Origin of the sequence: Arthrobacter sp. HY1533, assembly GCF_027568515.1 — a bacterium.
Classification (GTDB): Bacteria; Actinomycetota; Actinomycetes; order Actinomycetales; family Micrococcaceae; genus Specibacter.
On the sequence record NZ_JANKZF010000024.1, the window covers coordinates 33400 to 58374 of the forward strand.

General features: G+C 65.1%; 27 protein-coding genes. 9 read left to right on the forward strand and 18 right to left on the reverse strand.

Annotated features, from left to right (window positions below; genetic code table 11):
* Window positions 1-19 precede the first annotated feature (19 nt).
* Both PCK14_RS15905 and PCK14_RS15910 read left to right on the forward strand, forming a co-directional pair.
* A complete protein-coding gene (locus PCK14_RS15905; RefSeq protein WP_269939493.1) occupies window positions 20-349 on the forward strand; it encodes an ArsR/SmtB family transcription factor in 330 nt (109 codons plus the stop codon).
* A 1-nt stretch (window position 350) separates the two neighbouring features.
* Window positions 351-596, forward strand: coding sequence for a hypothetical protein (locus PCK14_RS15910; protein ID WP_269939494.1), 246 nt, complete (start codon window positions 351-353; stop codon window positions 594-596).
* Between the two features lie 82 nt (window positions 597-678).
* Here PCK14_RS15910 and rlmN read toward each other — a convergent pair whose 3' ends face one another.
* From rlmN to PCK14_RS15940, 6 genes are all read right to left on the reverse strand, one after another.
* Window positions 679-1938, reverse strand: coding sequence for a 23S rRNA (adenine(2503)-C(2))-methyltransferase RlmN (gene rlmN, locus PCK14_RS15915; protein ID WP_442864745.1), 1260 nt, complete (start codon window positions 1936-1938; stop codon window positions 679-681).
* Between the two features lie 126 nt (window positions 1939-2064).
* Complete coding sequence (locus PCK14_RS15920) at window positions 2065-2256, reverse strand: hypothetical protein (protein WP_269939495.1); 192 nt, start codon at window positions 2254-2256, stop codon at window positions 2065-2067.
* Between the two features lie 75 nt (window positions 2257-2331).
* A complete protein-coding gene (locus PCK14_RS15925; RefSeq protein ID WP_269939496.1) occupies window positions 2332-2718 on the reverse strand; it encodes a DUF1304 domain-containing protein in 387 nt (128 codons plus the stop codon).
* 173 nt (window positions 2719-2891) lie between these two features.
* Window positions 2892-4040, reverse strand: coding sequence for a mannitol-1-phosphate 5-dehydrogenase (locus tag PCK14_RS15930; RefSeq protein ID WP_269939497.1), 1149 nt, complete (start codon window positions 4038-4040; stop codon window positions 2892-2894).
* Complete coding sequence (locus PCK14_RS15935) at window positions 4040-5962, reverse strand: PTS mannitol transporter subunit IICBA (protein WP_269939498.1); 1923 nt, start codon at window positions 5960-5962, stop codon at window positions 4040-4042. The genes PCK14_RS15930 and PCK14_RS15935 overlap by 1 nt, the downstream gene beginning before the upstream one ends.
* 62 nt (window positions 5963-6024) lie before the next feature.
* Window positions 6025-6747, reverse strand: coding sequence for a TetR/AcrR family transcriptional regulator (locus PCK14_RS15940; protein WP_269939499.1), 723 nt, complete (start codon window positions 6745-6747; stop codon window positions 6025-6027).
* A gap of 150 nt (window positions 6748-6897) precedes the next feature.
* Between PCK14_RS15940 and ptsP the strand changes: the two genes are divergently transcribed.
* Both ptsP and PCK14_RS15950 read left to right on the forward strand, forming a co-directional pair.
* Window positions 6898-8583, forward strand: coding sequence for a phosphoenolpyruvate--protein phosphotransferase (gene ptsP / locus PCK14_RS15945; RefSeq protein ID WP_269939500.1), 1686 nt, complete (start codon window positions 6898-6900; stop codon window positions 8581-8583).
* A gap of 46 nt (window positions 8584-8629) precedes the next feature.
* Window positions 8630-8908 carry an HPr family phosphocarrier protein gene (locus tag PCK14_RS15950; RefSeq protein WP_044574758.1) on the forward strand — a complete coding sequence of 93 codons (279 nt, stop codon included), beginning with the start codon at window positions 8630-8632 and terminating at the stop codon, window positions 8906-8908.
* Window positions 8909-8922: 14 nt separating this feature from the next.
* On the opposite strand, the gene PCK14_RS15955 is transcribed toward PCK14_RS15950, so the two are convergent.
* Both PCK14_RS15955 and PCK14_RS15960 read right to left on the reverse strand, forming a co-directional pair.
* Window positions 8923-9213: a MoaD/ThiS family protein gene (locus PCK14_RS15955; RefSeq protein ID WP_269939501.1), complete on the reverse strand. Its 291-nt coding sequence runs from the start codon at window positions 9211-9213 to the stop codon at window positions 8923-8925.
* 9 nt (window positions 9214-9222) lie between these two features.
* Window positions 9223-10347: a WD40/YVTN/BNR-like repeat-containing protein gene (locus PCK14_RS15960; protein WP_269939502.1), complete on the reverse strand. Its 1125-nt coding sequence runs from the start codon at window positions 10345-10347 to the stop codon at window positions 9223-9225.
* A 129-nt stretch (window positions 10348-10476) separates the two neighbouring features.
* Between PCK14_RS15960 and PCK14_RS15965 the strand changes: the two genes are divergently transcribed.
* Genes PCK14_RS15965 through PCK14_RS15975 form a run of 3 tightly spaced genes read left to right on the forward strand, consistent with a single transcriptional unit; the run spans window position 10477 to window position 13401 of the window.
* Window positions 10477-10797 carry a metal-sensitive transcriptional regulator gene (locus PCK14_RS15965; RefSeq protein ID WP_269939503.1) on the forward strand — a complete coding sequence of 107 codons (321 nt, stop codon included), beginning with the start codon at window positions 10477-10479 and terminating at the stop codon, window positions 10795-10797.
* A 5-nt stretch (window positions 10798-10802) separates the two neighbouring features.
* Complete coding sequence (locus tag PCK14_RS15970; RefSeq protein ID WP_269939504.1) at window positions 10803-11027, forward strand: heavy-metal-associated domain-containing protein; 225 nt, start codon at window positions 10803-10805, stop codon at window positions 11025-11027.
* 25 nt (window positions 11028-11052) lie between these two features.
* Window positions 11053-13401, forward strand: a complete 2349-nt coding sequence (locus PCK14_RS15975) for a heavy metal translocating P-type ATPase (protein ID WP_269939505.1) — start codon at window positions 11053-11055, stop codon at window positions 13399-13401.
* On the opposite strand, the gene PCK14_RS15980 is transcribed toward PCK14_RS15975, so the two are convergent.
* Entirely contained in the window at window positions 13375-14394 is a 1020-nt protein-coding gene (locus tag PCK14_RS15980) for an EamA family transporter (RefSeq protein ID WP_269939506.1), read from the reverse strand. The genes PCK14_RS15975 and PCK14_RS15980 overlap by 27 nt on opposite strands.
* A 72-nt stretch (window positions 14395-14466) precedes the next feature.
* Between PCK14_RS15980 and PCK14_RS15985 the strand changes: the two genes are divergently transcribed.
* Window positions 14467-15036 (forward strand): CGNR zinc finger domain-containing protein, encoded by a 570-nt coding sequence (locus PCK14_RS15985; RefSeq protein ID WP_269939507.1) that lies wholly within the window; start codon window positions 14467-14469, stop codon window positions 15034-15036.
* 76 nt (window positions 15037-15112) lie between these two features.
* Here PCK14_RS15985 and PCK14_RS15990 read toward each other — a convergent pair whose 3' ends face one another.
* The 5 genes from PCK14_RS15990 to PCK14_RS16010 form a co-directional block, all read right to left on the reverse strand.
* Entirely contained in the window at window positions 15113-15904 is a 792-nt protein-coding gene (locus PCK14_RS15990) for a carbohydrate ABC transporter permease (protein ID WP_269939533.1), read from the reverse strand.
* Window positions 15905-16005: 101 nt separating this feature from the next.
* Window positions 16006-16905 (reverse strand): carbohydrate ABC transporter permease, encoded by a 900-nt coding sequence (locus PCK14_RS15995; RefSeq protein WP_269939508.1) that lies wholly within the window; start codon window positions 16903-16905, stop codon window positions 16006-16008.
* 92 nt (window positions 16906-16997) lie between these two features.
* Window positions 16998-18413 (reverse strand): N-acetylglucosamine/diacetylchitobiose ABC transporter substrate-binding protein, encoded by a 1416-nt coding sequence (gene ngcE / locus PCK14_RS16000; protein ID WP_269939509.1) that lies wholly within the window; start codon window positions 18411-18413, stop codon window positions 16998-17000.
* 140 nt (window positions 18414-18553) lie between these two features.
* A complete protein-coding gene (locus PCK14_RS16005) occupies window positions 18554-19327 on the reverse strand; it encodes a sugar isomerase domain-containing protein (RefSeq protein ID WP_269939510.1) in 774 nt (257 codons plus the stop codon).
* Window positions 19311-20282 (reverse strand): MurR/RpiR family transcriptional regulator, encoded by a 972-nt coding sequence (locus PCK14_RS16010; protein WP_269939511.1) that lies wholly within the window; start codon window positions 20280-20282, stop codon window positions 19311-19313. The genes PCK14_RS16005 and PCK14_RS16010 overlap by 17 nt, the downstream gene beginning before the upstream one ends.
* Before the next feature lie 92 nt (window positions 20283-20374).
* On the opposite strand from PCK14_RS16010, the gene PCK14_RS16015 reads away from it, so the two are divergent.
* Window positions 20375-21412: an N-acetylglucosamine kinase gene (locus PCK14_RS16015; protein ID WP_269939512.1), complete on the forward strand. Its 1038-nt coding sequence runs from the start codon at window positions 20375-20377 to the stop codon at window positions 21410-21412.
* 103 nt (window positions 21413-21515) lie between these two features.
* Here PCK14_RS16015 and PCK14_RS16020 read toward each other — a convergent pair whose 3' ends face one another.
* From PCK14_RS16020 to PCK14_RS16035, 4 genes are all read right to left on the reverse strand, one after another.
* A complete protein-coding gene (locus tag PCK14_RS16020) occupies window positions 21516-21875 on the reverse strand; it encodes a hypothetical protein (RefSeq protein WP_269939513.1) in 360 nt (119 codons plus the stop codon).
* Window positions 21876-21949: 74 nt separating this feature from the next.
* On the reverse strand, window positions 21950-22558 hold the full coding sequence (locus PCK14_RS16025; protein WP_269939514.1) for a hypothetical protein: 609 nt from the start codon (window positions 22556-22558) through the stop codon (window positions 21950-21952).
* A 9-nt stretch (window positions 22559-22567) separates the two neighbouring features.
* On the reverse strand, window positions 22568-23941 hold the full coding sequence (locus PCK14_RS16030) for an MATE family efflux transporter (protein ID WP_269939515.1): 1374 nt from the start codon (window positions 23939-23941) through the stop codon (window positions 22568-22570).
* Window positions 23926-24876, reverse strand: coding sequence for a LysR family transcriptional regulator (locus PCK14_RS16035; protein ID WP_269939516.1), 951 nt, complete (start codon window positions 24874-24876; stop codon window positions 23926-23928). Before PCK14_RS16035 ends, PCK14_RS16030 begins: the two co-directional genes overlap by 16 nt.
* Window positions 24877-24975 lie beyond the last annotated feature (99 nt).

The following is a 24975-nucleotide window of genomic DNA, read 5'->3' on the forward strand; positions in this document are numbered from 1 at the left end:
GGTGAAAGGAGGTGCAGAAATGTCATTGGAACAAGAGATTGCAAGGGTCACGGCAATTGCCCACCCCACGCGGTACCGCATCATCGCAGCCCTCTCGGCGCAAGCGCTCCATGTGAGCGAATTGGCCAGGCAGCTGGGAATGTCGCGTCCACTGCTTTACATGCACCTGCAGAGACTCGAGGAGGCCGGATACCTTTCCGGCCGGCTGGAGCTCTCGGCTGACGGCAAGGCCCTGAAGTACTTCGAGGTCGTGCCGTTCAAGCTCACCATTGACCCGGCTGCCATCATGGCAGCCGTCGGACCGCTGGACGCGCCCGACATCGAAACGAACCAAGAAAGCGGTAAATGACATGGGGATCGAATTTGTACCGTGGTGGGCCTGGATTGCAATCATCGGCATCATCGGCGGCATCACCTACCAGATCGTCGTAGCCCGGGCCAACGCCAAGACCCGCCAGGTGGAGCTCGGGGGCGCCTCGGAACTGCGTGACGTGGTCAAGGCAAACACGGCCGTCAGCACCGAACTGCTCGGAAAGCTGGAGACCCTCGACAAGCGCCTGGCCGCGGTCGAGAAGACCCTCAACGACATCCCCTAAACGCAACGGGCCACTTGGCCACCGCTTAAACAAAAGAACGACGCCGGAACCTGGGTTCCGGCGTCGTTCTTTTGTTTGAGTGTTACTCGGCGGCGGCGAGCTGGCCGCAGGCGCCGTCGATTTCCTTGCCGCGGGTGTCCCGCAGCGTGGTGGGCACGCCATGCTCGACCAGCGTGTCAATGAACTCCTGCATGACATGCGGCTCGGAGGACGTCCAGATGGAGCCGGGGGTCGGGTTCAACGGGATCGGGTTCACGTGGACCCAGCCGCGGCCGCGCTGGTTCAGCTTCTTGGCGAGGAGTTCGGCACGCCACGGGTGGTCGTTCATGTCCTTGATCAGCGCGTACTCGATGGAGACGCGGCGGCCCGTGACCTTGTAGTAGTTGTACGCGGCGTCCAGGACCTCGTCCACCTTCCACTTGTCGTTGACGGGGATGAGCTCATCGCGCAGCTCGTCATCGGGCGCGTGCAGGGACAGCGCGAACGTGATGCCCAGGCCTTCCTGCGCCAACTTGTTGATGGCCGGAGCCAGGCCCACTGTGGAAACCGTGATGCCGCGGGCGGACATGCCCAGGCCCTCGGGGCCTTCGGCCACCATGCGGTGCACGGCGTTCATGACGCGCTTGTAGTTGGCCAGCGGCTCGCCCATGCCCATGAAGACAATGTTGGTGACGCGGTCGGCGTCGTGCCCGCCGTCGCGGCGCAGGTGGCCCAGCCCGCCCTCGGCGATGACCCGGTTGGCCTGGACAATCTGGTCAAGGATCTCGGCGGTGGACATGTTGCGGGTCAGGCCGGCCTGGCCGGTGGCGCAGAACGGGCAGTTCATGCCACAGCCGCACTGGCTGGACACGCACAAGGTCACGCGGCCGGTGTAGCGCATCAGCACGGACTCCACGAGGGAGCCGTCAAAGAGGCGCCACAGGAACTTGATGGTGTCGCCGTTGTCCGTGGTGAGGCGCTTGACCTCGGTCAGGAGCTTGGGGAACATGGTGTCCACAATCTCGGCGCGGCGGTCCTTGGGGAGGTCGCTCATGCGCTCGGGATCGGTGGTGTAGTGCTGGAAGTAATGCACGGAGAGCTGCTTGGCACGGAACGCCGGCAGGCCCATCTCCTTGAACTTCGCCTCACGCTCGGGCAGCGTCATGTCGGCCAAGTGCACCGGCGGCTGTGAAACGCGCGGGGACTTGAACTGCAGCAGCGGCCGTCCACCCGGGTCCTTCGCCTGCTTCCAGCCCTCGGTCGCGGGCATGACCTGGGCGGCACGGCGAACCGGGCGCGTCTTCGGAGCGGTCTCGGCGGAAGCGTCGACGGCGGGGCTGGGAGTGTTTTTGGGGGAAGTCATCCTTTCCATTGTCCCCCAGGTCCCCCGTTTCTGTCCCCTGTTGGCCGCCAAGATCACACTGGGCCACAGCGGAAGGCGCGACGGCGCCTCCCGGGGCGCCGCCGCAAGCCCCCCTTGCGCCGGCAATCAGTCGACAAACTCCGACTGGGTCACGATGAAATCCCATTCCCGCAAGGTCAGGGTTCCATCGCTCAGGTTTCCGCCGGCCGCAGCCACGGCCTCGGCAACGGGGCCGGGCACCTCCGCGGCGCCGTTGTTTTCGCGGAACCACTGCTTGGCCGGCAGTTCCAGTTCAAGCCACCATCGGTGGATTTCCATGTGGGCCACCCCCTTGGATGCACTTCAACGCTATGCCCGTTTTGCGCCCCGTTCAATGGCTGGGGCTGCAGTGTTTTAAGCGGCCAGCCACACGATGGCCAGCACCACGGCCACCAGCGGGAAGGCCAGTTGAGTCAGGGCGGACTTTGCCTTGCTGGGCGAGGAAATGAGCAGCACCAGCCCGGCGGCCAGCATGGAGCCGCAGCCGGCCAGGATCAGGGCAACGCCCACTCCGTGGTGGCCTGATGCGGCGGCAATGATGCCCACGGCCGCCATGACGGCCAGGAACAAGTTGTAGAAGCCCTGGTTGAAGGCCATTTCCTTGGTGGCGTTGGCGTCGGCCTCCGAGGTGCCGAACGTCCTGCGGGTAGCCGGGGCCGTCCAGCGCAGGGATTCCAGCACAAAAATGTAGACGTGGACAAGCGCTGCAAGTGCGGCGAATACGGCGGATGCGATGAGCATGGGACTCCTTGCGGCGGGGCCTGGGGAGGGATTCCGGGCCGGATGGGTTGATCTGGGTGAAGTCTATCCCCGGGGAAAGTTGCCCAGCCTGCTGCGGTGACCAGGCGGCGGCTTCCCCGGGCCGGCGAAGGGCCGGACGGTCAGCCGTCCGGCCCTTCGGGGTATTGCTTGAACTACTGCCCGGACTTCCGGGCGTCAATTACGGTGCTGACCTTCGAGAACAGCGGATGCTCGGGAGCCAGTCCGGTGATCCGTGCCGTTGCGTCATCGGCGGTGTTGGCAGCGATGATCTCGGCCAGCTCCACTGCTTCGGCGTCGCCGGCGTCGTCAAAACGCAGCGCTGCGCCGATGGCGTCGAGCAGGGCCAGCGGAACGGTCCCGTTCTCGGCCAGCTCGGCGGCCGGGCCGATGAACCGCTCGTGCCGGCTGAGCTTGCGCATCGGGGCGCGGCCCACGCGTGTCACGGTGTCGGGCAGGAATTCGTTGGAGAACCGCACCAGGATCTTCTGGACGTAGGCTTCCTGCTCGGCCTCGGCAAACTCATGCTTGTTCACCAGCAAGGCCTTGGTTTCTTCCAGCACCGCCCGGACCTTGGCCTTGACCGCGGGGTCTGCCATGGCGTCGGAGATTTTTTCAATGCCTGCGGCGTAGCCAAAGTAGGCCGTTGCCGCGTGGCCGGTGTTGACGGTGAACAGCTTGCGCTCAATGTAGGGGCCCAGGTCATCGACGAACGTGGCCCCGCCGATGGCGGGCTCGCCGCCCTTGAAGGGGGTCCTGTCGATGACCCATTCAAAGAACGTCTCCACCGTGACGTCCAGGCCCTGGCCTGCGGCCTGGTTCGGCACGATCCTGTCCACTGCCGTGTTGGCGAACACGGCAGCCGCATCAACCTTGGCAGCGTCCACTGCGTCGTCGCCGCGGACTGCCGCTTCGAGAATGTCAGTGGCGTTGATGGCGTTCTCGCAGGCCATGACCTGCAGGGGTGCCAGGCCGGCGTCGCGGTCGGCGATGGCGCGGGCGATCAGCGGTGCAACGAACTTGAGGATGTTCGGCCCCACAGCGGTGGTGACCATGTCCGCCGTCGCAATTTCTGCGACCACTGCGTCAGTTGCGGTGGCGGAGTTCAACGCCCTGAAGTTGGTGACGGTGCGCACGGTGGCGTTCTCACCCACCTCGTGGACGTCGTAGCTCTCCGCCGCTGCCAGGTCATTGATCAGGGCTTCGGCGACGTCGGCAAAGACAATCTCGTAGCCTGCTTCATGGAGCAGCAGCCCCACGAATCCACGGCCGATGTTGCCGGCCCCAAAGTGCACTGCTTTCATTACGCGTTTACCTTCCCAAAGATGTCCAAGATCTCCTCCACCGTGGTGGCGGCTTCCAGCCTGGCGACCTGTGCCTTGTCGGTGAAGACCCGGGCGATGGAGGACAGGATGGCCAGGTGCTCGTTGTTCACGCCGGCGACGCCCACGACGAACTTCACGGGCTTGCCGTTCCAGTCGATGCCGTTGGGGTAGTGGATGATCGAGACTGCCGAGCTGGTGATGTTGCCCTTGGCCTCGTTCGTTCCGTGCGGGATGGCAAGGAAGTTGCCCATGTAGGTCGAAACCGAGGCTTCGCGCTCGTGCATTGCCTTGACGTAGACGGCATCCACGGCGCCGCGGGCCAACAGCAGGGCACCGGCCTCGTCGATGGCACCGTCCCGGGTGGTCGCGGTGCCGCTCAGGATCACGCTTTCACGGGCCAGGATGGTGCCACCGCCGGCGGCAACTTCCTCAACTTCTTCCGCAGCGGCTTGGCCGGCCTGTCCGTCCGCTGAATTCCTGGAACGGACCAGCTCCACAATCTCCTCGTAGCGGGGGCTGTTCATGAAGTTGTCCACGGAGACGTGGAGCGCACTTGCCGTCACCGGCTTCGCCCGGGCGGCCAGGTCCTGGTGCGTGACCACGACGTCGTAAGTGTCGCTCAGGTTGGAGATGGCCGAGTTGGTGACCTTCACATCCGGGAAACCGGCCTTCTTGATCATGTTGCGCAGCACCGAGGCGCCCATGGCGCTTGACCCCATGCCGGCGTCGCAGGCGAACACAACAGTGCCGATCGGTCCGCTGGTTCCGGCGTCTGCCAGTGCAAACGCAACCGAGCTCTTCTTGCCCTTGAGCGCCTCCATCTTGGCCGTGGCATCGCTGAGGCCATCGCTGTCGGCGGCGACCGGGCTGATCTTGAGAATGAACGAACCAATGACGAACGAGACAGCAGCCGCGGCAAAGACGGAAAGGGCAAGGCCAAAGTAGCTGTCCTTGGACGCCATGGCAAAGACGGCAAAGATGCTGCCTGGGGCCGCGGGGGCCACCAGGCCGGCGTTGGTCAGGACCAGCATGAAGATGCCTGTCATGCCGCCACCGATGGTGGCCAGGATCATGGCGGGCTTCATCAGGATGTACGGGAAGAAGATCTCGTGGATGCCGCCGAAGAACTGGATCACGGCAGCGCCGGGGGCCGAGGCCTTGGCCAGGCCGCGTCCAAAGATTGAGTAGGCCAGCAGCAGTCCAAGGCCGGGGCCGGGGTTGGCCTCGAGCAGGAACAGGATGGACTTGCCGTTGGCCAGCGCCTGCTCAGTGCCCAGCGGGGTCAGGATGCCGTGGTTGATGGCATTGTTCAGGAACAGGACCTTGGCCGGTTCAATGAAGATGCTGGTCAGCGGCAGCAGGCCGTTCCTGACCAGGAATTCCACTACCTCTCCGGCGCCGTTGCTGAAGGCAATGACCACGGGGCCAACTGCTTTCAGGCCCACGATGGCCATGATGCCGGCCAGGATGCCTGCGGAGAAATTGTCAATGAGCATTTCGAAGCCGGGCTTGATGCGGCCTTCCCATACCTTGTCCAGCTTCTTCATGACCCAGGCCGTCAACGGGCCCATGATCATGGCACCGATGAACATGGGGATGTCGGTGCCGACGATGACACCCATGGTTGCCACGGCGCCGACGACGCCGCCGCGGACTCCGTGGATCATCTTGCCGCCGGTGTAGCCGATCAGCAGGGGCAGCAGGTAGGTGATCATGGGGCCCACCATGGCGGCCAGCGATTCATTGGGCAGGAACCCTGCCGGGATGAAGAGGGCCGTGATGAGTCCCCAGGCGATGAAGGCGCCAATGTTGGGCATGATCATGCCGGAGAGGAAGGTGCCAAATTTCTGCACCCCAACTCGCACACCGCCCTTCGGGGCGGCCACTGTTGGTGTTGCCATGAGAGTTTCCTAACGGTTGGTCCCGCGCCGGTGCAGGATTTGTTGTGGTGCTCGGTGGTGTTTCATGAAGTTTTGGCGATGCGGTCAAGCCATTCCAGGAACATTTTCAACTCGGTGGTTGAGAGCTGTTCCGGACTGGATGACTCAAGTGCGGCGTTGAGGGCGATGGCCGCCACAACCACTGAGGAGGCGCCCACGGGTGTGGCCGCCGTGCTCAGTTCCCCGTCCGAGGAAACGGCAGAGATCACTGCTTCCCGGGTCATGTCGGACAAGTCAAAATTGCGGTCCGCTGCGCGCTCCGCAATGAGCATCAAGGTCACGCCCACATTGGCGGCCAGGATGCTTCGGGCGGCTTCCTTGGGTGAAACGCGCAGCTGGCCGGCCATGGCAGCCTGCTCGAGCATTTCCTCCATGAAGCCCTCGGCTTCGGCGACCCGCGCCGGGCGGCTTTCCGGGCGGTTGTTGCCAAACATCACCGAGTACAGCTGCGGGTTGTCCAAACCAAACTTCAGGTGGTTGTCCCAGATTTGGCGAACGTCGCCCAGAGGCGTGCCGGTGGGCACAAAATTGTGCTCGCCTGCCACATAGTCCTCAAAGCCCGCATCGATTACTGCGTTGAAGAGTCCATCTTTGTCACCAAAGTGGTGGTAAAGCGTAGGTGCTGTCACGCCGGCAAGCTCTGTGATTTGCCGGGTTGAGACGGTTTTTCCACCCGAATCTGCCAACAATTCGGCCGCAGCCCTCAGCAGCCTTGCCTTGGGTGGAAGCTGGCTGTCGATATTCATGACTGCTACCCTAGCATCTATAACATTGCTATATGAAGCAAATCACATGACTTGCGTTATGAACAGCCCCACATCCCACAAGCAGCTGCCGCCGGGCCCAGGCCCTGCAGCATGCGCACTGGCAAGAGAACACGAAATTAAGGACTTTCAATGCAGAACTTCCTAGGAGTTGGCGTCAGCCCCGGGCGCATCACGGGGACCATCAGGCAGATGCCCGGCGCGCTTGCCGAACCGCCCGCCGGAGAGACCCTGGCGGCGGGAACCAGCCCGGACGCCGCCGCGTCGGCACTGCGGGAAGCCGCCAAGGCCGTGCAGTCGGAACTGGCGTCCCGCGCCGCCACTGCGCGCGCCGACGCCAAGGCCGTTCTGGAAGCAACGGCCGTCATGGCCGTGGACCCCATGCTCATCAAGGCCGCGATCAAGCTGATCAATGGCGGCGCCTCGGCCGAACGGGCCATCTGGGATGCTGCCGAGACCGTTGCTGCCATGCTGGTGAACTTGGGCGGCTACATGGCCGAACGCGCCACCGACGTGCTGGATGTCAGGGCCCGGATCGTGGCCGCACTGCGCGGCGTGCCCGCCCCCGGCATACCCTCCTCCAGCACCCCCTTCATCCTGGTTGCCGAAGACCTTGCCCCGGCCGACACCGCCACCCTTGACCCTGCCGTCGTTGTCGCCCTGGTCACCTCCGGCGGTGGCCCGCAGTCGCACACGGCCATCATTGCCCGCTCCCTCGGGCTGCCGGCAGTGGTGGCGGCTGCCGGCGTGGACCACCTGGCCGATGGCACGGAGGTGTATGTCGATGGTGCGGCCGGAACCCTGGCCACCGAGCCTGGCGACACCGAGCGCGCCGCAGCGGCCGCCTGGGCCGCGAATGCTTCACTCATCTCAGTCTTTGACGGAAATGGCACCACCGCAGACGGCCACCTGGTGCCGCTGCTGGCCAATGTGGGTGGGGCCGCCGACGCCGTGAAGGCCGCCGCCGCGGGCGCCCAGGGCGTGGGCCTGCTGCGCACCGAGTTCTGCTTCCTGGAACGCGAAACCGAGCCAAGCCACCAGGAGCAGGTGGAAGCGTACCGGGGCGTCTTCGACGCGTTCCCGGGCAAGAAGGTGGTAGTCCGCACACTGGACGCCGGCGCCGACAAGCCCCTGCCGTTCCTGACCGATGCGAGCGAACCAAACCCGGCGCTTGGTGTTCGCGGCTACCGCACCGACACCACCTCCCCCGGCGTGCTCGAGCGCCAGCTCGCGGCCATCGCGGACGCAGCCACGGGCACCACGGCCGATGTCTGGGTCATGGCCCCCATGATTTCCACCCCCGCAGAGGCGGCCGACTTTGCCGCCATGTGCAGGGCCGCCGGGCTGAAGGTTCCCGGTGTCATGGTGGAGGTTCCCTCCGCCGCAGTCACTGCCGAATCCATCCTGGGCCAGGTGGAGTTTGCCAGCCTGGGCACCAATGACCTGACGCAGTACGCCATGGCCGCCGACCGCCAACTGGGGTCGCTCGCGGCACTGAACAATCCGTGGCAGCCGGCCGTTCTCCAGCTGGTCCGCCTGACGGTGGCCGGCTCCGTGGCCGAGGGCAACGGGAAGCCCGTGGGTGTTTGCGGTGAGGCTGCCGCCGACCCGGCCCTCGCCGTCGTGCTTGTGGGCCTGGGGGTGTCAACCCTGTCCATGACGGCCCGTTCGCTGGCGGGGGTCGCCGCGGTCCTTTCCACGGTCACACTGAAAGAAGCTCAGGAAATCGCTACACTGTCTCTACGCGCCACCAGCCCTGAGCAGGCCCGGGAGCTCGCACGCACCAAGCTGCCGGTCCTTGCCGAGCTTGGCCTCTGATTCACGCCCAGCACCACGCCACACACCCGCTCCCACAGGAGGAACCATGTCCGAACGCAAAGCAACTGTCGCCAGCAGCTCCGGCTTGCACGCCCGCCCCGCCTCACTTTTTGCCGCAGCAGCGGGAGAACTGGATGTTGAGGTCACGATCGCGCTGGATGGAACCCCGGCAGAAGATGCCATGGATGCCAGCAGCATGCTGTCCCTGATGACCCTGGGCGCCGAGCACGGCGCAGTGGTTGTCCTGCGCGCCGAAGGCGAGGGCGCAGACGCCGCCCTCGACCAGCTTGCCGCAATGATCGAGACCGATCTGGACGCCGTCTAGGAACTGTCGCGGCGTCAGCCGCCGGCCACGGACTGAATAATCATCAGTTCCTGGCCGGCGGCTATCCGCGTTTTAAGGCCCTGCAGGCGCCGGACGTCGTCGCCGTCCACGTAGATGTTCACAAAGCGGCGCAGGGTCCCGGTTTCATCGCGCACGCGGCGGCCAAAGACCGGGAAGTCGGCGGCAACGGCATCCAGCAATTCCCCCAGGGGCGCGCCCTCCCCCACATCAAGGCGCAATTCAGCGCTCCCGCCCACCAGCGGCTGGAGCAGCCGCGGCACCAGCAATGTCACCTCGCCCGCCATGGCCCCGCCTCACGCACTGATCGTGGCGGCCCGGACACACAGGACATCCGGCAGCTGTGCAAGCACGGGCGTGAAGTGCGCCCCTTCGTCAGCGCTTGCGTACACGGTGCCGCCGCGGGTCCCGAAGAACAGCCCGGCCGGCTCCGCGGTGTCCACGGCAGCCGCATCCCTGAGCACCACGTTGTACTCGGGCTCCACGAGCCCGTCGGCCAGGCGCGTCCAGGACTGCCCGCCGTCGTCTGTGCGGTGCACAGCCAGCTTCCCCTCCGGCGGGATCCGCTGGGCATCGGCAATGAGCGGGATGACCCAGGCCGTGTCGGAGCGGCGCGGGTGGGTGAGGATGGTGAAGCCAAAGTCCGCCGGCAGGCCGTCGGCAATGTAGTCCCAGGTGTCCCCGTTGTCGCCGCTGCGGTAGACGCCGCCGTGGTTCTGCGCGAACAGCACCTCGGGCCGGTTGGGGTCCCGGGCCACCTTGTGCACGCACTGGCCGAATTCCGGGGTTTCCTCCGGCATGAAGCTGGCACCGATGCCCTTGTTCCGCGGCTGCCAGGATTCGCCGGCGTCGGTGCTGCGGTACACGCCGCCTGTGCTCATGGCGACGTGGATGGTGCCGGGGTCGGATGGGCTGGGCAGGACGGTGTGCGCCGCCGCCCCGCCAAATCCGGCACCCCATTCGCTCCGGTGCGGGTGGTCCCACAGGCCCCGGTTCAGCTCGAAGTGCTCGCCGCCGTCGGTTGATTTCCACACCGAGATGGGCTCGCAGCCGGCCCAGACCACACCCTCGCGGCCCTCGGCGTCGGGCTGGATCTGCCACACGCGCTCCAGCGCGGCCCCGGTGTCGGGCGGGAAGGTGATGGCGCCGTTGTCGGGCTCGTGCCAGGTGGCGCCAAGGTCGTCCGAGTGCGCCACCGTGGGGCCCCAGTGCTCACTGCGCAGCCCCACGAGGATGCGGGTCCGGCCGTCCCGCGTGTCAATGCCCACGCTGGGGATTTCCTGCATGAGGAAATGCGGCCCGGTGAACGTGTAGTTCACGCGGTCATCGCTGGTGCCCAGCCAGAGGCCTTTCTTGGTTCCCACCGCAAGAAGGTGTGCGGCATTCGGAGGTGCGGCTACGGGTTCATGGGTCTGCGTCATGGGTTAAATTCGACCACCGCGCCCGCAGGGCAACAAGGGTTACTCGCTGGTAACTTGACCCTCCCGGGTCGTCGAGGATACCCCCTAGGGGTACTTGACACATACCCCATGGGGGTATAAATTGAAGACATGGAAACAGAAGAAGCCACCGGCCAGCACGGCTACAGCGAAGAGAAACAGGCCTACCTGCGGCGTCTCAAGCGCGCCGAGGGCCAGGTCCGCGGCATTGCGCGGATGGTCGAGGAAGACAAGTACTGCATCGACATCCTCACCCAAATGGCCGCCGTCAACAAGGCCCTGCATGCCGTCAGCATCGGCCTGCTCGAAGACCACATTGCGCACTGCGTGGTCAACGCCGCCCACGAATCACAGGAATCCGGCAACCCCGAGATCGTCTCGGAAAAGGTTGCCGAGGCAACAGCCGCCATTTCACGCCTACTCAGGAGCTAACCACCATGAACACCACAATCGTCAACGTTTCCGGCATGACCTGCGGCCACTGCGTCAGCTCGGTCACCGAGGAGCTCACCGGCCTGAAGGGCGTCGAGAACGTCTCCATCGACCTCAACGCCGGCGGCATCTCCGAGGTCACCATCACCTCGTCCCTGACCCTGGACACCGCGGAAATTTCCGAGGCCGTCGCAGAGGCCGGATACCTCGTCGTGGCGAACAACGCCTAAACCCACACACAATGTAAGGAGCGCCATGAGCGCCTCAGATATTTTGTCCCAAACCGCCTCACCCGGCCCCCGCATGGTCGAGATCGACATTGAAGGCATGACCTGTGCCTCATGCGTCAGCCGGGTTGAACGCAAGTTGGGCAAACTCGAAGGCGTCAGCGCTTCCGTGAACCTCCCGCTGGAATCAGCCCAGGTCACGGTCCCCGCCGGCATGTCAGATCAACAAATCCTCGACACCGTCAAGGCCACCGGATACACGGCGCGCCTGAAGAATCCCCCCGCTCCCCCGGCCGTCAAGCACGACGCCGGGCACCACCTTGGACACGGCTCCCACCCGGGTGCCGCACAGGAAAACGCCACGGAAGACGCCCAGCACGGCGACCACATGGACCACGCCTCTCACGAGGACCACATGGCCCATGGCGGCACCGCCGCCTCGCTGCGCCCGCGCCTGATCGTGGCCGCCATCCTCACCGTTCCCGTGTTCCTGGTGTCCATGTTCCCGGCGCTGCAGTTCCCGCACTGGGGCTGGGTTGCCGGCATCCTGGCACTGCCCGTGGTCACGTGGTCGGCCTGGCCGTTCCACCGGGCCGCGGCCATCAACGCCCGGCACCTGGCCTCCACGATGGACACCCTTGTGTCCATCGGCGTCAGTGCAGCCTTCATTTTCTCGGCCGTGCAACTGGCCCTGGATCCCATGATGACGGCCCACGGAGCCCACATGGCAGGGCACGCCCCGCTGTACTTTGAAGTCTCCGCCGTGGTGGTGACGTTCCTGCTGCTGGGCCGCTACCTGGAGGCCCGGGCCAAGTCCAAGGCCGGCGACGCCCTCAAGGCGCTGCTGAGCCTGGGCGCCAAGGAAGCCACCGTGCTGCGCGACGGCGTCGAGGTCAAGATTCCGGCGGCAGAACTGGCCGTGGATGAAATCTTCGTGGTCCGCCCGGGCGAGAAGATTGCCACCGACGGTGTGGTCACGGACGGCATCTCGGCCGTGGACACCTCGCTCATCACGGGCGAATCCCTGCCCGTCGACGTCGGCGTTGATGACGCCGTCACGGGCGCCACGATCAACACCTCGGGCCGCCTGCTGGTGCGGGCCACCCGCGTGGGCAGTGAAACCACGCTGGCACAGATGGGCAAGCTCGTCAGCAACGCCCAGGCCGCCAAGGCGCCCATCGCCCGGCTCGCGGACCGCATCAGCGCCGTGTTTGTGCCGATCGTGCTGGTCATCGCGGTCGTCACCTTCGCGCTCTGGCTCCTGTTCAGCGGCGACATCCAGGCCGCCTTCACGGCCGCCGTCGCCGTGCTGATCATCGCCTGCCCCTGCGCCCTGGGCCTGGCCACGCCCGTGGGACTGCTGACAGGAACGGGCCGGGCGGCACAGCTGGGCATCCTGATCAAGGGCCCGCAGGTCCTGGAGGACACCCGCACGGTGGACACCATCCTGCTGGACAAGACCGGCACCGTCACCGAGGGCCGCCTCTCCGTGGTCGACACGGTCACCCTTGGCCAGCTGCCGGCAGCGGAGCTCCTGCGCCTGGCCGGTGCGGTGGAGTCCCACAGCGAGCACCCCATTGCCCACGCCATCACGGCGCATGCCCGTGCGGCAGGGGACCTGCCCGAACTGGCGGACTTCATGTCCGCCCCGGGCGGCGGGGTGCGGGCCGTCATCGAGGGCCGCACCGTGCTGGCCGGCCGTGCAGGCTGGCTCGAGGAGAACGGCGTCGCACTGTCCGCGGAGGCCCGCGCGTCACTGGCGGAACAGCAGCAGCGCGGCACCACAGCCATCTGGGTTGCCGTGGACGGCGAGGCCGCCGGCCTGATTGCCCTCAAGGACACCATCAAGGCAGGGTCCAGGGAGGCCATTGCCAAGCTCAAGGAACTGGGCCTGCGCCCCATCCTGCTGACCGGCGACAACGCCGCCGTGGCCGCCCAGGTGGCAGCCGCCGTAGGCATTGCCCCGGAGGATGTGTTTGCCGATGTCCTGCCCGAGGGCAAGGTGGAGGCCGTCAAGAAGCTGCAGGAGGCAGGGGCCACGGTGGCCATGGCAGGCGACGGCGTGAATGACGCCGCTGCACTGGCCCAGGCCGATCTCGGCATCGCCATGGGATCCGGCACCGATGTGGCCATTGCCGCGGCCGACCTCACGGTCATGGGCAGCGACCTGGGCCAGGTGGCCACGGCCATCGCCCTGTCCCGCAGGACCCTGGGCACCATCAAGGTGAACTTGTTCTGGGCCTTCTTCTACAACGCGATCGGCATCCCGGTGGCCGCGCTGGGACTGCTCAACCCCATGATTGCCGGGGCAGCCATGGCCGCCAGCTCGGTGCTGGTGGTGGCGAACTCGCTACGGCTGCGCCGCTTCGGCCGCTAGTCCGTCCAGCTCCTCTGCGGGGACTGCCCCAACCGGGGGCAGTCCCCGCAGTTCGTCCAGGCGCACCATGACCACGCCAAACATGATGAACAAGCCGCCTGCCAGCTGGACGGCCCGGGGCATTTCGCCCAGCAGCAGCCAGGCCCAGATCACGGCAAAGAGCACCTCGAAGAGGGCCACGAATGAGGCCACCTTGGAGCCGAGCCCGCGCGTGGCGACAATGCCCATGAGGTAGGCAAAGACAGTTGTCACCAGCACCAGGCCCAGCACCGGCACGAGCCAGTGCACCTGGACACCGGCAAACACGGGGCTGTTGAATGTGAACGCCATGGGCAGCACACCGGCCAGGCCCAGCAACACGATCATTGCGGCACCCACGAGCATTCCGCCGCCGGCCATGAGCACGGGAGGGACGTCGTCGTCCGTCTTGGCGGACATGACGAAGTACACGGCTGAGCACACCGCCGCGGCCAGCCCCCACAGCACGCCTTCCACGCTGACCTTCTGGCTGCCAGCCAAGTCAAGCACCAGCACCAGGCCGCCCATGGCCGCGGCGCCGCCGATGATGGTCAGCAGCCGCGGGCGCTTGCGGGTCATGAGCCAGGCCCAGGCCACGAGCAGCACGGGTGAGAGGTACTCCAGCAGCAGCGCCACGCCCACCGACAAATGCTGGACGGCGTTGAAGAAGAACAGTTGGCACAGGGCAATGGGCACCACACCATAGATCGCGATCCTGCCCAAGGAACGCTTGACCGTTGACCAGCGCCGCACCAGGGTGATGACCACCGGAATGAAGAGGACGACGGCGGCGCCGCCAATCCGGACGGCGACGGCAGCGCCCGGGGACCAGCCGGCGTCGAACAGCGACTTAGCGAAGGATCCGGAGAGGGCAAAGGCGGCCGCCGAAATCAGCGCCAGCAGCAGGGCCGGGGAGGCCAGTGCGGCGCGCGGGCGCACGGCAGGGGCGCGGAACGGGGTGGTTGAAGTCGTCATGGCAGATCCGTATGTCAGGAGTGAAAGGCGTTAGACTAGTGACATTACGCCCGCCCTTTGTCAGGAGTCAACATGGTCTTTAGTCATGACACGGAAATGGCGCTGCTTTCTGCCGTCAACCTGATCAACACCGCACCCACGTCGGTGGCCGAGGACGGCCAGGTGACGGGGCCGGATGCCCTGGAAACTGTGGCAAGCCTGGATGACTTTGTGCGCCGCGAGCGCTTTTCCGGCTCCCGGGAGCATTCGGCCGCGGAGGTTCAGGCGGTGCGGGCCATGCGCGGGGAACTGAGGACCACCTTCACTGCGGACGAAGAGGACGCCGTGGGCCTGGTCAACGGGCTGCTGGCCCGGGCGCAGGCCCTGCCCCAGCTGGTCAAGCATGACGAGTGGGACTGGCACCTGCACGCCACGGCGCAGGCGGCACCGCTGGCCGAGCGCATGGGCGTCGAGGCAGCCATGGCCCTGGTGGACGTGATCAGGGGCAAGGAACTTCAGCGCCTGAAAGTGTGTGCCGCCCCCGACTGCTGCGCCGTGGTGATCGACCTGTCCAAGAACCGCTCCCGCCGGTATTGCGACACCGGAAACTGCGGCAACCGCGCCCACGTGGCCGCCTACCGGCTTCGAAAATCAACCGCTTAAGCAAAAAGGAACGGGCAGTGGTTGTTGACGTTTTTCAAAAACATCAACAACCACTGCCCGTTCACAGTGAAGAACGTTACTTCATGGTTCCTGCCGACACCGAGCCCTGAAGCTGGCGCTGGAACACGATGTACATGACCAACACGGGGACCACCACGATGATGGCGGCGGCGAACAGTGCACCGAAGTCCACTGCGTAGCCCATCTGGCCTGCGTAGGCCGCGATGCCCTGCGAAAGAACGTAGTTCTCACGCCTGGTGTTGATGGCCACGGGAATCAGGTACTGGTTCCACAGGCCCAGGAAGTTGAAGATGGCCACCGAGGCGAGGCCCGGCTTGGCCATGGGCAGCATGACCTGGAAGAACGTGCGCCATTCGCCGGCTCCGTCAATCTGTGCAGCTTCGGCAATCTCGTGCGGGAGCGCCTTGAAGAAGGAGAACAGGAAGAACACGGTAAAGGGTAGCGCGAACGCCACGTACACAATGATCAGGCCGGGCAGCGTGTTCAAAAGGCCAATGTTTTTCAGGATGAAGAACAGGGGCACGATTGCCAGGAAGACCGGGAACGTCAGGCCGGCGAGCATCAGGTAGTAGACGGCACGGTACCCGGGGAACACGAAGCGGGCCAGAACGTAGGCACACATGGCGCCGAGCACCATGACGATGACCAGGGCAAAGCCCACCACGATCACTGTGTTGAAGAAGTAGCTGCCAATGCCGGCGGTGTTCCAGGCATTGACGTAGTTCTCGAACTTCCAATCGGCGGGGAGCGAGAAGGGGGAGGAAAAGATTTCCGAGGTCGTCTTGAAGGACGACATCAGGGTCCAGCCCAGCGGGATGAGCACCAGCAGAGCCCAAATGGCCAGCATGGAGTGCGATACGCCCGCAACTACCTTGTCACTCTTGGTGTCTTGGGCCTTGCGCTCAACGTGGGCGCCGGTGTCCACCCTCTTTGAAGTGTTAACAGACATTATTCAGACACATCCTTGCTGCCGCCGGTGAGCTTGTTGACCAGGAAGACCAAGGCCGAGAAGAGCAGCGTAATTACTGCCAGAACCACACCCATGGCGCAGGCCAGGCCAAACTGGCCCTTGGTGAAGGCGGTGCTGAAGAGCTTTTGTGCCATGACCAGGGTCGAGTTGGCGGGGCCGCCCGTGGAGTTCAGCACGGACATGTAGACAAACGCGTCCAGGGCCAGGATGCCCATGTAGACGTAGGCCGTCTGGATGTTGTCGCGGATCAGCGGGATCGTGATGCTCACGGCCGTGCGCAGGCGCCCGGCACCGTCGATGCGGGCAGCCTCAAACGTTTCGGCCGGGATGCCCTTGATGGCGGCAATGAACAGGATCATGTAGAAGCCCACAAAGCCCCACACAATGACAAAGATGGAGGCGCCCATGGCCGTGCGGGGGTCACCGAGCCAAGCAAAGTTCTTTGCCGAGTCGATGCCGATGCTTGTCAGGATGCCGTTGAGCAAGCCATTGTCCGGGTTGAGAATCTGTTGCCAGATAATGCCGATGACGACGGCGGGGATCACGTAGGGGAAGAAGGAGATGACGCGGTAGAAACCGGCACCCTTCAGACCCTTGATCTGGCCGCGGCTGCTTCCGCCGATGGTGACGAGCGTGGCCAGGACCAATGCCAGGATGACAGTGATGATCGGCAGGAAGATCGCAAGCGTGATGCTGTTGCGGATCGAGATCATGAAAATGTCATCGTTGAAGAGCTTGACGTAGTTGTCGAGGCCCACGAACGGCATGTTGTTGTCGAAGCCGCTCCAGCTGGTCATCGAGTAGTAGATCGCCTGAAGGAACGGCGAAATTACGAAGACCAGGTAGATCACCAGGGGCAGCCCCAAGAAGACTGCCATGAAGCTGACCTTGTCGAATGTCAGTTTTTTCCGGCGCCGCCGGGCAGTGGCGACAACGCCACTGCCCGACTGCACTTCATTTGTTGCTTGTGTCACTTCACTTCAATCTTCTTGACCGACGAGTCGTTGGCTACCTTGTCGGTGATTTCCTGCATCGCCTTGGTCAGGCCGGCAGTGTCGAGCTTGCCGTCCAGGAAGGAGTTCCAGGGCACGAGCAGGTCGCCGTTCATGCCGTAGGTGTCGATGAAGTTCCAGGTGAAGATGTCCTTGCCGGCCTTGTCCAGCATGGCGGTCTGGGAGACCAGTGCCGTGGAGCCGAAGCCGTCGGCGGGAACGGTGCCCTTGACGACGGTGGGGGCCAGCTTCTCCTTGGCAAAGTTGGTTGCTGCTTCCTTGGAAAGCATGGTGCGCAGCAGTTCCTTGCCGGCAGCAACGTTTGCACCCTTGGAGGGAACGATGAAGGGCTCGCCGCCTGCGGAGCGGACACCCGTCTGGGCGATCTTCGGGCTGGCGGAGACAACGGGAACCGGGGTACCCGTCATTTCGAAGCCGGCCTTGGTCTGGTCCTTCATCTCGTTCTCGATCCAGGAACCGGACGGGTAAAGCAGTGCTTCCTGGCCGTTGGACCATGCAGCCTGGGCAGCCGTGAAGACGGTGCCTGCGCCACCGGGCTTGAACATGCCGGCCTTGACGATCTTCTCCATGGCGGCCAGGACGCTCTGCATGGCGGGGGCGGACCAGCAATCGGGCTTCAGGTTTTCCAGGGAGAGGCGAATTTCGTCGCCGCCTTCCTTGATGGCTGATTCGATGGCCATGGTCAGGTAGTACGTTGCGGCTTCCTTGCCCCAGACGAACAGGAACTTGCCCTTTTCCTTGGCCTTGACGCCCAGGTCGTAGGCTTCGTCCCAGGTGGTGGGAACGGTCCAGTTGTTTTCCTTGAACAGGCTGGCGGAGTGCCACATTGCGTAAACCGTGAGCACGTAGTTGATGGCGGCAAGCTTGCCGTCGAAGGTGCCCGGTGCCAGCACGCCGTCGAACAGGGTGTCGCCGATCTTGGTGCCTTCAAGGTTGTTGGCGTCAATGACGCTCTGCAGGTCCTCGAGCTGGTCCAGGATGGTGCTGAAACCGATGGACTTTGCACCGGAGTTGTCAACGAGGTCCGGCGGGTTGCCACCGACAAAGCGGGGCTGCAGTTCCTGGGCGATGTCGGTGGAGGGGTTGATCGCAACTTCCAGGTCCGGGAAGTTCTTCTTCACGATGGCGCCGGCGAACTCGACGTAGTCGATGCCGTAGCCGCCCTTGAAGATAACGGCGTCAAGCTTGCCGGTTGCGGCAACACCGAACGGGTTCTTCGTGGGATCAACGTCGCCGCCGGGAGCCTTTGAAGTCTCAGTGCCGGAACCACCTGCACAGGAAGCCAGGGCTCCACCCAGGGGCAAGAGCACGGCGGTGGCCAGGGCACCGCGGAGGAATCCACGACGCTGCAGCGGCTTGTTCTGAATACTCATTTGTTGTACTGCCTTCCATTGATGGTTCGAGCGCTAATTCGGTACTGCTGTGCACCGGAGCGGTGCGTCACTGCATTTCACTGCAATTCATTCGGCTGACTGCAGGCATTGCGGCTGACTTCAACCGCGTGCCGCGACAATCACGCCTCACGCCTGAGCCGGCCAACATATTGGCCCACGAGTGCGGTGTTGTGTTCGTCTCCGCCCGGAATATTTGCCGAAATATAGATGGGCGGCTGCTTCCCCGCACGGACCAGGCTCTGGACCGTCTCGATGGTCAGCAGCTGCGCGATGTACGCAGCCGTGATCGATGAGACGGCACCAACACCTCCCCCGCCGGAAACTTCAAGGGTTGTATCGCCATACGGCGCCTTGTTATCGATAACAATATCTGCAATCTCACTGAGACGCATCCCACAAGGGTGTTTTGTTTCGACGGCATTGGTGTGTTCGAGGCTTGTGACGGCAATGACCTTGTGGCCGCGTTCCTTGGCGGCCAGGGCCAGGCCCACAATGGACCCGTTGACACCGGAGTTGGAGGCGATGATGAATATGTCGCGGGGATCCACCAGGGACAGCTCGAAGAGCTCCTCCGCAACACCCGTCTCGCGCTCCAGGACGGAGCCCTCAAGGGAGTCAAGCACCGCGACGTCCCGATCACCGTGCAGCACCAGGTCGCGCAGGGCAATCTTGCTGGTCGGGATCAACCCGCCGGCGCGGCCGGCAATCTCCATGGCAAAAGCCTCGGAGTGGCCGGTGCCGAAGGCCTGGATGACGCCGCCATTGCCAAGCGCCTCGACGAGTGCCTCGGCAGCCTCTGCCAGGCCGCCCTCGCGGGCCCAGGCGGTGATGGCCTCAAGCCGGGAGGTGACCTCCAGGCTGAAGGTGGTGATGGAATCAGAAATTGCCCTCACCCTTTCCTGTTGTCCGTTGGCCCCGGTGGGCGCCAAGTTCAAGCCGCGCGGCCCGGGTGGGACGGCGGTGCGGCGAAACAGCCATGGCTGAAGCCGCAAGCTTGGAGGTGGTCTGGGCGAAGTTCACCTGGGCCACGAGTAGGTAGATCAGGTCCAGGACCAGCAGCTGCACGTGCTTGGCCGAGAGGTCATCCGGCTGCAGGAACTGCTCATGGACCGAGGTGATGATGGATTCATCGGCACTCTCCGCCAAGGGGGAGCCCGGATTGTTGCTCAGTGCAATGGTCAATGCGCCAGCTTCGCCGGCCTCACGGAGCATTTGCAGGGTCTCTTCGGTGCGCCCCGTGTTGGAAATGCCGATGGCCACGGAATTCGTGTCCTGGATGGCAGCACTCGTCAGCCCGTCATGAACCTCTGACCAGTGATGGGCATTGATGCCGATCCGGTAGAGGCGGGACTGCAGTTCCTTGGCCATGACGGCACTGCCGCCAATCCCGTAGATGTCCACATGTGAGCTCATGGCAATGCGGCGCGCAATCTTCTTCATGAGTGCCAGGTCCATGACAGCGGCAGTCTCCTCAAGTGAACGCGTGTGGGCGTTCACCAGGGTGCTGAGCACATCCCGGGGCGAGTCATCGGGCCCAAAGGCCCGGCCAATGTCAGCTTTCCATGACTCCCGTGCGTCACTGCGCCCCATGTCCGAGGCAATGCTGACACGGAAGGGGACATAGCCCGCGTAGCCCAGCAGGCGGCAGAAGCGCGTCACCGTGGCAGGAGAGGTCTTGGTCTGTTCGGCCAACTCCATGATGGACAGCTCCAGCGGCGCCTGCGGGTGCTGCAGGAGAAAGGACCCGATTTTCGCCATGGCGGCCGGCATGTCAGGTAATTTGGCCTGAATGCGGTTCACCACACCGGCAGCTGTCGCTGCTGCGGGAGGTGACGTGGAGGCTGACATGTGAAAATCCGTTTCTTTTGCGTGCTGACACAATGAAAACTATTCTCACGGTCAATGTAAGTCAAGTCACACCGAGACACGGAATGATAACGATGCCCAATTACCTAGCAATTGACGCCGGCGGAACCTCAACGCGGGCCGTACTTGTAGACGCTTCCGGGGAGTGCCTGGGCTATGCCACTGCAGGCGGTGGAAACCCGGTTTCACGCGGATTTGGACCCGCACTCGAGGCCCTCACCGAGGCGTCCGGCAAGGCACTTGGGGACACCGGAAGGCCAATCTCCCAGGCACTGCTCGCCATGGCCGGTGCATCACTTGAATTGCCCACCCAATTGTTCCGTGACGCCTTCGTTACGCTGGGACTCACCGGAAACGTCATGATTGAATCTGATCTATTGGCTGCGTTTTATTCCGGAACATTTCATGACGATGGTCATGCGCTGATAGCCGGCACAGGGGCGGTGGGTGCCCGCATTGAAGCAGGCCAGCTGGCCTCGGTCGCCGACGGCACCGGGTGGCTGCTCGGCGACTCCGGCTCGGGCTTTTGGATTGGCCGAGAGGTTGCCCAGGCAGTGGGCGCCGCACTGGACGGCCGCGGCCCCGCGACGGCCCTGACCGGGCTGCTTCTGGCAGAGCTGGGCATAGTCCTTGATCCCCTGGACCGCACGCAGGGCCGGCTCCGCGCCCAGCAGCAGCTGATCCTGAAGGTGTACGAGCGCAGCGCCATTGAGCTTTCCCGCTTTGCCCCCATGGTGTTTGCCGCACCTGGGGACGCAGTCGCCCAGGACATCGTCGCCCGGGCGGCCGAGGCCTTGGCGGGCACCTTGCTGGCCGCAGCGTCAGGCGGCCCGGGTGCCACCGGCAATCAGGGCGGTCGCGGCGCGGGGAGCGCGGCGGGGGTGGCGGCCGGTCCGCTCGTTTTCGGCGGCAGTGTGCTCACCAAGGGCAGGGCCGTTGCCACGGCCGTAACGGACAGGCTCGCAGCGGCCGGTGGCGCCGTGGCCCCGGTGCTCGTGGACGACGGCACGGTGGGGGCAGCGGTCATGGTCCTCAAGCGCAGCGGCGAGGCAGTGGACGCCACCGTCTTTGGCCGCATCAAGGCAAGCCTGGCGGCCCTCCGGGACGGCTAGGCCGGCCACGCAAGTCCCTTGAGGCGCAGGAAAGGCCGCCATGACCAGTGGTCATGGCGGCCTTCGCGTTTCGCGTCAGGGTGCCTGCCGTACGGCTGCCCCGTTAGTTTCCTGCGGGCTTTTCATCCGTGTTGCCCGTGGCATCCCCGGCTTTTTCAGCCTCGGACCTTGCCGCATCCAGGCGGTCGGAGGAACGTCGGTTCACACCGGAGCCTTCGCCCAGGTAGTCGTCATTTTCCTTGTGGCCCATGACCAGCAATGAGGAAATGAGCAGCGTTGCAATAAACGCTATGCCGAAGGCAATGCCGGCCAGGTCCCAGCGCAGGCCGTGTTCGGTGCCACCGGCGGAGACCACGAGGGTGACCAGGCCGGCCACTGCGCCGAGGGCAGCGGAAAAGCTCAGCGGGAACTTGATGGAAGCTCCCTGGTTTTGTTTTGGTTTTTGCGGCTCTGAATTGCCCACAATTGGTCCTTTGCCTTGTTCGGTGTTGCGCGCACCACTCGTTTCTACGCAAAGTAGAACATGTGGTGTCCAGTTTACCGGCCTTTTGCCCCGCCGCCGTCATGGCGCAAGGTGAGTGCCGACAACGCCCACAACGCCCCCGACATCATGGCCCCGCCACCCGCCACGCCCATGAGGCCGTGCGGGCCCGCCGCCGCGAAGAACGGCAGCAGTATGCCCGTGCCCAGGCCAAGAACGCCGGAGATCATCCAGTCACCCCGGGGTCCGCGCCCGGCCTCCGCAGCCGCCTTGGGAGTGCGGAGCGCGGCAAACAGCTCGGCGGCCCCCATGACCGCGAGCGCAGCGCCGCCGAGCCAGGCGGCAACAATGGCGCTTGCGGAAATCGCCACGACAACGCCGCTGACGGCGAGCAGGCCGGCGGCTGCGATGAGGGCAAGCCGCCTGGCGTCCCCGCGCGGCAGGCGCAGTGCGCGGACGGTCCAGTACTGGGTGGCCGTCAGGGCCAGGAAATAGGCGGCGATGCCAACGCACAGGCCCACCGTGCCGGGTGCGGCCCAGAAGACAGTGACCAGGCCAAATGCCAGCGTGGCGGCGGCACGCAGCAGCAGCGGCTGCCACAATGGCGTGGTTCCGGAGCCGGCGGTTGCGGCATTGAGGGGCTGGGGGCGGGCTGTTTCACTCACCCGTCAAGTCTAGCCGCGGCCCGCCGTCGCTCCGACCTGCATCCACCGCCCGGTGCGGGCCCGCAGACCCAGGGTGAGGGCGCGGGCCCCCATGTAGCCCACGCTGAAGGCGGCCCACAGCCAGAACAGGCCGGCGTGGGTGTCGCCAAGGCTGGCCCTGCCAACCCACAGCAGCAGCGGCAGGTAGAGGACCAGGTTGGCCAGGCCTGCCAGTGCCAGGTAGCGGGCGTCGCCGGCTCCGATGAGGACTCCGTCCAGCACAAACACATAGCCCGCCACCGGCTGGCCCACGGCCACAACCAGCAGGGCCGCGGCCAGTGCGGCATGAACCCCGGGGTCGCCCGTGAAGATCCAGCCAACCCCACCGGAGGCGGCGGCCAGGCCAAGGCCGGTCAGCACACCAAAGCCCAGGCCCCATTTCGTCATGGTCCGGGTCAGGGCGCGGACTTCGGGGATGTTGCCGGCTCCCAGCTCCTTGCCGATGAGCGCCTGGGCGGCGATGGCCAGCGCGTCGAGGGCGAAGGCGAGGAACGTGAAGATGGTCATGGCGAGTTGGTGCGCGGCCAGGTTTGTGGGTCCCTGCGCGGTTGCCACCAGGATGGTGGCAAGGATGGCGGCCCGCAGTGACAGAGTCCGCAGCATGAGCCAGCTGCCCACCCGGGACACTGTGCGCACGCCTGCCCAGTCCGGCCGCAGCCCCACCCCGTGCCGTCGGGCGGCCCGGACCACGATGGCCAGGTACACAGCCGCCATGCCCCACTGGGCGATCACAGTCCCCAGCGCGGCACCGCCCACGGACAGGTCAAGGCCGTAGACCAACAGGAAGTTCATGGCGATGTTGACGGCAAAGCCGGCGGTGGCAACCACGAGGGGCGTCTTGGTGTCCTGCAGCCCGCGCAGCACACCCATGGCGGCCATGACCAGCAGCATGGCCGGGATCCCTGCCAGGCTGACCATGAAGTAGTCGTGTGCGTAGCTGAGCACCTCGCCCCTGGCTCCCATGGAGTTGAGCACCGGCCCGCCGGCGAACGCCCCGGCCACGGCCACCGCCAGGCCCAGAATGGCGGCCAGCCAGAGCCCGTCGCGCCCCACGGCAAGGGCGTCCGCCTGCCGTCCGGCACCGAGCAGCCGGGCCACGGCAGGTGTTGTGGAGTAGGCAAGGAAGACCATGAGGCCAACGACTGTCTGGAGCACCGTGGCAGCCAGGCCCACCCCCGCCAACTGGGGGACGCCCAGGTGCCCCACAATCGCGGAATCGGCCAGCAGGAACAGCGGCTCGGCAATGAGGGCGCCGAAGGCCGGGATGGCCAGCGCGCGGATGGCCTGGGCGGTGGAGCGGCGGGTTGTGCCGGCAGTCTCCGGGGGTGTCACGGGCTTGGGCATGGCTCAACACTATCGGCCGGGACAGCGGCGTTGGCAGCCAGCAGAGCCGCCATGCGCAGCCTCAGTGCGGCAATGACCTGCACAACGCCTGCCCGTTCCAATGCCTCCGGCCGGGTCAGGATGTCGATCTCCCGGCCCAGCTGCGGTTCCTGCAGCGGGATCAGGACCAGGTTGGGATAGGCGTTCCGGTCGACTGTGTAGCGGGGCATCAGGGCCACGCAATTCCCCCGTTCAACGAGGGAGGCGGCCACGAAGAACTCGTTGATGCGGTGCACAACATGAACCTCTTCCCCGGCCAGGGTGCCAATCATTTCTATGGCACCCTCCAGCGGAAAACCGTGGCGCACGGAGACCCACCGTTCCCCGCGCAGCTCCCGCGGATGCACGCTCTTGTGGGTGGCCAGCCCGTGGCCTGCTCCCACGGCCAGGTCAAGCGGCTCGTGCGCCAGCGGCGTGACATGAACCGTGGCGGGCCATGGGGCGCTGTTCGGCAGCCTGTGGGCAATCACCACGTCGAAGTCGGCCGCCAGTGCAGCAAATTCGTGTTGCGCAACATCCGCGTCAACCAGTTGCACCGGGGGTCCTCCGCTGGCGCGCAGCGCCTGATCCAGGGGCCCAAAAAAAGCCAGTGCCGCGCTGTTGAAGGCCGCAACTGCAACGGTCTCGGTGGTGCTTTCCCGAAAGGCGCCCACGGCAGCGTCGGCCCTCGCCAGGGCTATTTCCACGTCCACGGCTGCACGGCTCAGGGCCAGGCCGGCCGGGGTGAGGGCGGTGCGCCTGCCCTGCCTGTAGGTCAGGGCGGTGCCCGCCGCGCGTTGCAGGGCACTGATTTGCTGTGACACGCTCGACGCCGTGACGTTCAGTGCCAGTGCTGCTGCGGCAATGCTTCCCCTGGCCTGGACCTCACGAAGTGCCCGCAGTTGTCCCAGTTCCATAAGTTCAAACTAATGCATTGGGTGCTAAAACAGCTCTTGTTCCTGCGCTTTCGGCCGCTGAGCATGGGGATTGTGAAAAGTGCCTGGGACCGACTGCGT